Annotated in this window: 9 protein-coding genes; 7 read left to right on the top strand and 2 right to left on the bottom strand. The window is 70.2% G+C overall.

Annotation, left to right across the window (positions count from 1 at the left end):
- Positions 1 to 519 (top strand): hypothetical protein (locus D588_RS0117345; protein WP_232764323.1); only part of this gene is annotated, 519 nt, incomplete at its 5' end.
- A gap of 13 nt (positions 520 to 532) precedes the next feature.
- Here the strand turns inward: D588_RS0117345 and D588_RS0117340 are convergent.
- Positions 533 to 2125 (bottom strand): APC family permease, encoded by a 1593-nt coding sequence (locus D588_RS0117340; protein ID WP_017916882.1) that lies wholly within the window; start codon positions 2123 to 2125, stop codon positions 533 to 535.
- Positions 2126 to 2372: 247 nt separating this feature from the next.
- On the opposite strand from D588_RS0117340, the gene D588_RS0117335 reads away from it, so the two are divergent.
- The 6 genes from D588_RS0117335 (at position 2373) to D588_RS0117310 (ending at position 6126) form a co-directional block, all read left to right on the top strand.
- Positions 2373 to 2795: a hypothetical protein gene (locus D588_RS0117335; RefSeq protein WP_017916881.1), complete on the top strand. Its 423-nt coding sequence runs from the start codon at positions 2373 to 2375 to the stop codon at positions 2793 to 2795.
- 10 nt (positions 2796 to 2805) lie between these two features.
- Positions 2806 to 3255, top strand: a complete 450-nt coding sequence (locus tag D588_RS0117330) for a type II 3-dehydroquinate dehydratase (RefSeq protein WP_017916880.1) — start codon at positions 2806 to 2808, stop codon at positions 3253 to 3255.
- Positions 3236 to 3454, top strand: a complete 219-nt coding sequence (locus tag D588_RS0117325; protein WP_017908517.1) for a hypothetical protein — start codon at positions 3236 to 3238, stop codon at positions 3452 to 3454. Before D588_RS0117330 ends, D588_RS0117325 begins: the two co-directional genes overlap by 20 nt.
- 168 nt (positions 3455 to 3622) lie before the next feature.
- Positions 3623 to 4927, top strand: a complete 1305-nt coding sequence (locus D588_RS0117320) for a histidine kinase (RefSeq protein WP_017916879.1) — start codon at positions 3623 to 3625, stop codon at positions 4925 to 4927.
- Complete coding sequence (locus D588_RS0117315; protein ID WP_017916878.1) at positions 4920 to 5687, top strand: LytTR family DNA-binding domain-containing protein; 768 nt, start codon at positions 4920 to 4922, stop codon at positions 5685 to 5687. The genes D588_RS0117320 and D588_RS0117315 overlap by 8 nt, the downstream gene beginning before the upstream one ends.
- Before the next feature lie 43 nt (positions 5688 to 5730).
- Positions 5731 to 6126, top strand: coding sequence for a hypothetical protein (locus D588_RS0117310; RefSeq protein WP_017916877.1), 396 nt, complete (start codon positions 5731 to 5733; stop codon positions 6124 to 6126).
- A gap of 222 nt (positions 6127 to 6348) precedes the next feature.
- Here the strand turns inward: D588_RS0117310 and D588_RS0117305 are convergent.
- Positions 6349 to 7892: TonB-dependent siderophore receptor (locus tag D588_RS0117305; protein ID WP_017916876.1), on the bottom strand; the 1544-nt coding region annotated here is incomplete at its 5' end.

Genomic DNA, 7892 nt, shown 5'->3' with positions numbered 1-7892 from the left:
CAGGCGGCTGCGGATCCGCCGCCGGGGGCGCGCGCGGAAGGCGCCGATCCGATGGGCGCCGACGCGGGGAGCGATCCGCTGCCGCGCTGGCTGGTCTACCTCGGCGTGGCCGTGGCGTTCCCGCTGGTCGGGCCGCCGCTTGGGACCGTGGCGGTCGGCCTGCCGGTGATGGCGGTCGCGTGGCTCTGGGGCGGCGCTCACCTCGGTGACATCGGCGGCGGGCTGCTGATGCTGCTGGGGATCGCGCTGTATTCCTACCTGTTCGGCGTCTTGCCGGCCTTGCTGACCGGCCTGGTCGCAGTACGCGCCTGGCCGCATCTGCGCGGCTGGCGCGCGCATCTGCGCATCGGTCTGGTCGGCGCCGGGTTCTCGGCAGCGTGCATCGGCTCGGCGATCGCGCTGTTCGGCGATCACGCCGAGATCGGTGCGCTGGCCGCCGCGGCAGGGCTGTGCGCGCTGGCCGGCTTCAGCGGCGCCACGTTGCTGTCGCGCGCGCTGCAAACTTTGCGCGGCGGCTGAGCGCCGCCGCGGCTCAGCCGCCGCTGGCCTGCTGCAGCGAGGGGGTGCGCCAGCCGGCGCGCACGCCCCAGAAGTAGAAGCCCAGCGCGACCACGCCGACCACCACCAGGTCCGGCCCGTAGGACAGGTAACCGTGGCCGCCGAAGGTGGTGCTGCCGGCCCACGACAGCAGGGCGATGGTCGGCAGATAGGCGATCAGCCAGCTGGCGCCGCGCAGGTGCCGACGGAAATCCTTCCAGCCGTCGCGCTGCTGGTAGTACGCGTACACCGGCAGGGCCACCAGCATCAGCAGGATGATCTCGCCGGTCAGCGGCCAGCGCGCCCAGTACAGCAGTTCGGTGGCCAGCACGAAGGCGGCGGCGGCCAGCACCGGCAGGCCGACGATGCGCAGCGGTCGGTGCATCTCCGGCGCGTGCTTGCGCAGCGCCATGGCGCTGATCGGACCGGTCAGGTAGGAAATGATCGTCGCCACCGAGATCACCGCCGCCAGCGTGCCCCAGCCGCGGAAGAAGAACAGGAACAGGTAGGACACCAGCAGGTTGAAGAACATCGCCGGGCGCGGCACGCCCCAGGTCGGATGGATCCGGCCCAGCACCTTGGGCATGGTGCCGTTGCGCTCCATGCCGTAGATCATCCGCGCGGTGGTGGCGGTGTAGGTGATGCCGGTGCCGCTGGGGCTGACGAAGGCGTCCACGTACAGCAGCATCGCCAGCCAGTGCAGGTTGACGATGATCGCCAGCTGCGCGAACGGCGAGCGGAAGTCGATGCCGTGCCAGCCGGCCTTGGCCAGCAGGTCCGGCGGCACCGCGCCCAGGTAGGCGACCTGCAGCAGCACGTAGACCACCGTGGCCAGCGCGATCGAGCCGAGCACGGCGAACGGGATGCTGCGCCCGGGATTGCGCGCCTCGCCGGCCAGGTTCACCGGACTCTGGAAGCCGTTGAAGCTGAACACGATGCCGGCGGTGGCCACCGCGGTGAGCACCGCGGCGAAGTCGATGGTGTGGCTGCCGCCGTGCAGGCCGACGCTGAAGTTCTCGCTGTGGAAGCCGCTGGCGATCAACGCCACGCCGGTCAGCGCCGGCACCACCAGCTTGAACACGGTGATCAGGCTGTTGGAGCGCGCGAACAGCTTGACGCTCCAGAAGTTCAGCAGGAAATACACCAGCACCAGCACCGCGGCGATGCACAGGCCGGGCACCGACAGCTCGCCGGCGCCGCCGGGCTGCTGCACGTACAGGTCCTGTGCCCACTGCCAGGGCCAGGACGCCATGTATTGCACCGAGGCCTCGGCTTCCACCGGGATCACCGACACGATCGCGATCCAGTTGGCCCAGCCGGCGATGAAGCCGACCAGCGAACCGTGCGAATAGTGACTGTAGCGGACCATGCCGCCGGACTCGGGGAACATCGCGCCCAGCTCGGCATAGGCCAGGGCGATGGTGGTGACGATCGCCGCGCCCAGCACCCAGGCCCAGATCGCACCGGGGCCGGCCAGCCCGGCGGCGCGCCAGGCGCCGAACAGCCAACCGGAACCGATGATCGAACCGAGGCCGGTCAGCATCAGGGCGAACGGGCCGACATCGCGGCGCAGGGCGGTTTGGGTCATGGCGGGTCCGGCGGCGGCGGGAAGCGGGGGATGATCGCATAAAGCCGGGAATGGGGATTGGGGAATGGGGAATCGGAAAAGCGGCATGTCGTTGGCTGAACGTTCCGGCTTGCGCTCAACGATTCTCCATTCTCCATTCCCGATTCCCGCCTTACGCAAGCTTTACGCCCCAGGCCCACTTCCGCCATGGAACGCTTACGCGGCGCGCGCGCAGACTGCGCCACGTCCTTTCCGTTGGATGTGTTCCATGTCGATTCTGCTGATCCAGGGCCCGCATCGCGATGCGTCGGCCATCGCCGCGGCGCAGTGTCTGGCCGCTTCCCATGCCGCGCAGGTGGTGCCGGTGGCCTGTGCCGATGCCGCGCAGATCGTGGCGCGGCTGCAGCAAGGCGCGTGCGACGACACCGAGCTGGTGCTGCTGGATTCCGGCGAGTTGCCGGCGTCGGAGCTGGCCGACCATGGCACGCAGCTGTGCGCGGCGCTGGATGCGCTGGGCCATCCGTACATCGAGGTGCACGATGCCAGCGCGCAGGCGCTGGAACCGCTGCTGCATCCGCGGCACATGCCGTTGCTGACGGTGATCGCCAACGGTGCGCTCGCCGACAGCTACGCGATCGCCCTGGGCGTGGCGCAGCGCCGGCTCGGCGCGCGCGCGGCGCTGGCCAACTGAGGGCGCCGCCATGTCGATCCTGTTGCTCCGTGGCCCGGACTGCGTGGCCGGCCATCGCGGCCGCCCGGCCCGCATCGCCCCGCCGGTGATGCGGCAATTGCTCGCCAACGCCGGCCGTGCCGGCAAGACCCTGGCGGTGCGCGGCTGCGCCAGCGAGCGCGAACTGCTGCAGGCGCTGGCCCAGGCCGACCAGTCCGGGGTGGAGATGCTGCTGCTGGATCCGGGCGCGTGCTCGGACAGCGCCATCACCGCCGACGCGGTCGCGCACCTGCGCCGGCCCTACGTGGAAGTGCACGACGATGCCAGCGATCGCCGCGAAGCCTGCCTGTGTGCGGCGTCGGGGCAGCGGCTAGGCCAGGTCGGCGGCTACTGCGCGCAGGGCTACGCGCTGGCGCTGTCGATCGCGCTCGAACATCTTGGCTGCAACGGCTACGAAGGCGATGTCCACGTCGGCACCTGAGCACGCGCGCCACTATCTGGCCGACTATGAGGCCTACAGCTTCGGCCAGCGCGTGGCCTGGGGCACCCTGGCGCACACCTGGGCCGAGCCGGCGCCGCTGGATCCGGAGCGGCTGCTGTGTCACATGCGGGCGCAGGCGGCGCAACGCCACGGCGTGGACAGCAGCGAGATCCGCATCCGCAGCGTGAGCCGGCTGTAGGGCGCGCTGTCGCCTGGAATGGCGCTGCCGCCTCGGCGTGCGGCTGGGCTGCGGTTTCGTCCTGCCAAGGCCCGGTCCCATCCTCGCCAGCGGCGGTTTCGTCGCACGCCGCTGGCGCCGTGCGACGCCGCGGCTATCCTCGCCGGAACTTCCCAGTCCCCGGCCGCCATGCTCGCCAGCCTGTTCTTCCTCGTTCGCCTGTTGTGCGCCTGGGCAGTGGCGGTGGTTGTCGCCGCCTTCGTCTGGGCTGGGTTGTTCTACGGTATGAACTCCGGGCCAGGCTGGCTGTTCGGCCTGTTGGCGATGCTGTTGATGCTGTCGGCGCTGATCGCCGGCATCACCCACCTGCGCAAGGTCTGGCTGATCGCCGGGCGCCTGGATTGGGGCACCCTGGCCAGCCGCCAGCGGCGCCAGATCGAAATCCCGCTGGACACCCATGAGGCGTTCGCACTGCTGGATGCGGCGGTGCGCGAGCTGCCGCGGGTGGAGGAGGTGGAAAGCACGCTGGACAGCCTGCAGGTGCGTGCCAAGGTGCGCCGCATCGATCCGTACAACGGCCGCCCGCCGTCGCGCTGGAACCTGGCCGCGCGCTTCGCGGTCAAGCGCAACCAGGTGGTGGCGACGGTGACCCCGGGCACCGGCACCAGCAGCCTGACCCTGCTGCTGGAGCCGGATGCCAGCGCCTGGATCGACCTGTTCGCGGTCGACGAGGGCAGCAACTACGAGAACGCCGAAGCCTTGGGCCGCGCGCTGGCGCGCCGCGTGGCCGAGCTGCGCCGCGACGAGCAGGCCGCCGCCACACAGGCCGCCACCGAGCAGGAGCTGACCGTGGCGCGGCTGAACCTGTTGCACGCGCAGGTCGAGCCGCATTTTCTCTACAACACGCTGGCCAGCGCACAGGTGCTGGCGCGCACCGATCCGCCGCGCGCCGACCTGATGCTGGGCTATCTGATCCAGTACCTGCGGCGTTCGCTGCCCAGCACCGAGGACGCGATGAGCTCGCTCGGCGACGAACTCGAGCGGACCCAGGCCTACCTGGAAATCCTGCGCATCCGCATGGGCGCACGCCTGCAACTGCAGGTGCAGGTGCCGGAGACGATGAAGACGCTGCCGCTGCCGTCGATGATGCTGCAGACGCTGGTGGAGAATGCGATCAAGCACGGGCTGGAACCCAAGCCCGGCGGCGGCACCATCTGGATCCTGGCGCGCGCGGTCGACGACCACGTCACCCTGACCGTAGCCGACGACGGCCTGGGCTTCAACACCCAGTCCAGCGGCACCGGCATCGGCCTGAAGAATCTGCGCGAGCGCTTGCGCCTCACCTATGCCGGCGCGGCGAGCTTCGCCATCGTCTCCAACTTCCCCAGCGGCGTGGCCGCCACCCTCCCCCTGCCGTGGCCGGCGGGGACGACGCAGACACCGCCGCCAGCGCCGGCAGCGGTGGCGATGCACACGGGAGCGCACCATGACTGACGCGATCGTCGCCGAGGACGAAACCCTGTTGCGCGATGCGCTGGTCGCGCTGCTGGGCGAGGTGTGGCCGGAGTTGCGCATCGTCGCCGAGTGCGAGGACGGCGCCAGCGCGCTGGAGCGGCTGGCCGAGCTGCGCCCGCAGGTGGCGTTCCTGGACATCCGCATGCCCGGGCTGAGCGGCATCGAGGTGGCGCGTGCGCTGGGCGAACTCAGCCCGCACACGCAGGTGGTGTTCGTCACTGCCTACGACCAGTACGCCATCGACGCGTTCGAGCACGGCGCGGTGGACTACCTGCTCAAGCCGATCGTGCGCGAGCGCCTGCAGGCCACGGTGCAGCGGCTGCAGGCACGGGCGGCGCAGGGGCCGGATCCGGCGGTGCTCGACGCGCTGCTGCAGCGTCTGCAGCAGCGCCCGGCCGCGCCGTCGGCGCCGCCGCCGCTGGCCTGGGTGACCGCCAGCAGCGGCCGCGAGACGCGGCTGATCCTGCTCGACGACGTGCTGTATTTCCAGGCCGACAGCAAGTACACCACGGTGCTCACCCGCGACGGCGAGGCGGTGCTGCGCACCTCCTTGCGGGAGCTGCTGGACGTGCTCGATCCGGCGGCGTTCCGGCAGATCCACCGCTCCACCATCGTCAACCTCAAGGCGGTGGCCTCGGTGGTGCGCGACGACACCGGCAAGGGCCGGCTGAAGCTGCGCCACCGCGACGAGGTCCTGACCGTCAGCCAGCCGTACATGAGCCTGTTCCGCGGCATGTAGCCGCGCATTCCCTCGCTTCGCACTGGAACAAGGAATCTCCGCCATGCGTCTGCTCTCCGTGCTGTGGTCGTGCCTGCTCGGCCTGTTCGGCTGCCAGGGACATGCCGATCTCGACCTGTCCATGGGCGCCCGCCGCGAGACCGTGGTGCAGGCCAGCGAACGCGGAGTGCCGCTGCTCTTCAGCCGCACCACGTATCGCGGTGGCCTGGCCACGTTCCGTTGCATCGACAGCCGCAGCGGGCGCTGCCACTACCAGGTCTACGCCGCCTGCACGGCATCGCCGCAGGCCAGCGGCGGCGATGGCGCTGCCTGCAATCCGCGCGTGCTGCAGGCCTTCGATCTGGGGGTCGGTCAGCGCCGCGAGATCGCCGGGCTGCCACGCGACTTCCGCCAGTGCGTGGTGTCGGATGCGCCGGCCTCGGCCTGCGGGCGCGAGTGAGAGGCGATAGCGAACGGCAGGTCGATACGATCTTCCGACACATCCAGCGATGTCACGATGGCCGCGGCTGTTGTGGGAGGGACTTCAGTCCCGACGCATCGGCAACGGAACTACCGGATGACGTCTCGCGTCGCGACTGAAGTCGCTCCCACAGGTGTTCCCCGCGATCCGGCATCCGCGCTTTCAGCTACGGCGTCCGTCGTGGCAGCGACGCGCATCCACTCAGTAATCCACGCCCACCGAGAACAACAGCGTGCGCGGGTCGCCCAGAGCCACCGCGCGCTGCAGGCCGCCGGTGAAGTAGTCGCGGTCGAAGGCGTTCTTCAGGTTCAGCGCGTAGCGCCAATGGCCCTGGCGGTAGCCCAGGCCGGCATCGAACACCAGGTAGCCGGGAATGCGATGGCCGTAGGCGGTCTTCTCGCCTTCGGCGCGGGCGCCGCCGCTGACGCTCCAGCCGTCGGCCGCACCGTGGGCGGTGTACTGCAGCCACACAGAACCGCTATGCCGCGGTACGTTGTTCAGGCGGCTGCCGACGCTGCTGACACGCTGGCCACCGTCGTCGGTGACCACCGCATCGGTGTAGGCGTAGCCGCCGAACAGGCTCAACCCGTTGCCCAGGTCGGCGGCGGCGTTGAGCTCCAGGCCGCGGCTGCGCTGTTCGCCCACGGCGATGCTGTAGCCGTCGTTGAACGGATCGGTCTGCAGCACGTTGCGCCGGCGCAGGTCGTACAGCGCCATGCTCAGGCTGGTACCGCTGCCGACTTCCATCTTGACGCCCAGTTCCACCTGGCGCCCGCGCTCGGGATCGAACTGCGCGCCCTGCGCATCGACGCCGACATTGGGATAGAACGAGGTGGCGACGCTGACATACGGGCGCAGCCCGCCACCGGCGTCGAACATCAGCGCCGCCGAACCCGTCGTGGCACTGTTGTCGGTGCGCGTGTCGCTGCCGGCCAGCCGGTCCTCGCTGCGGTTGCGGCTGCGGTCGTGGCGCAGGCCCAGCAGCAGTTGCCAGTCCGTTGCGAACTGGATGCGGTCGCGCAGGTACAGGCCGCCCGAGGTCACCACGCTGAGGTTGTCGCGGGTGGGGCGGGCCGGGCAGGTCACGGCGCTGCCGTAGACCGGCGCGTACACGTCGAGATTGCCGACGCGGCAGGTCGACTGCACGTTCCATTCCCAGGTCTTGAACGCGTCCAGGCCGGCGGTGACGGTGTGCTGCCAGGTGCCGGTGGCGAAGCCGCCCTGCAGGTAGGTGTCCTGCACCCAGGTGCGTCCGTCGAACTGTTGCTGGGTGGCGGTACGGCGCAGGGTGCGCAGGTTGGCGGCCAGGCCGTTGTTGGCGATCAGGAAACCGTCCAGGCCGAAGCTCTGCCAGCGCGCGGCATGGTGCAGGCTCCAGCCGTTGTCGAAGCGGTGATCGAGCACGTAGCCGATCCGGCTCTGACGGCTGTGGTACGGCCGCTGCCCGGGTTCGCCGGTGAACAGCGCGCGGTCGATCCTGCCGTTGCGGTTGGGTTCGGCGCTGCCTTCCCAGGGCAGGCCCTGCTGGCGGATGTAGTCGCGTTCCTGGTAGCTGGTCAGCAGCACGAAATCGGTGCGCGGGCCCAGGTCCAGCGACAGCGAGGGGGCGATCCAGCGGCTGCGGAAGTACACGTGGTCGGTCGGGTCGTCGCTGTTCATCGCCAGCGCATTGAGGCGCAGTGCGACCTTGCCGTCGGCCGACAGCGGCTGGTTGAGATCGACGCTGCCCTGGCGCAGGCCGTCGC

Origin of the sequence: Xanthomonas sp. SHU 308 (genome assembly GCF_000364645.1) — a bacterium.
Lineage (GTDB): Bacteria > Pseudomonadota > Gammaproteobacteria > Xanthomonadales > Xanthomonadaceae > Xanthomonas_A > Xanthomonas_A sontii.
This window is presented reverse-complemented; position numbering and strand designations above follow the sequence as displayed.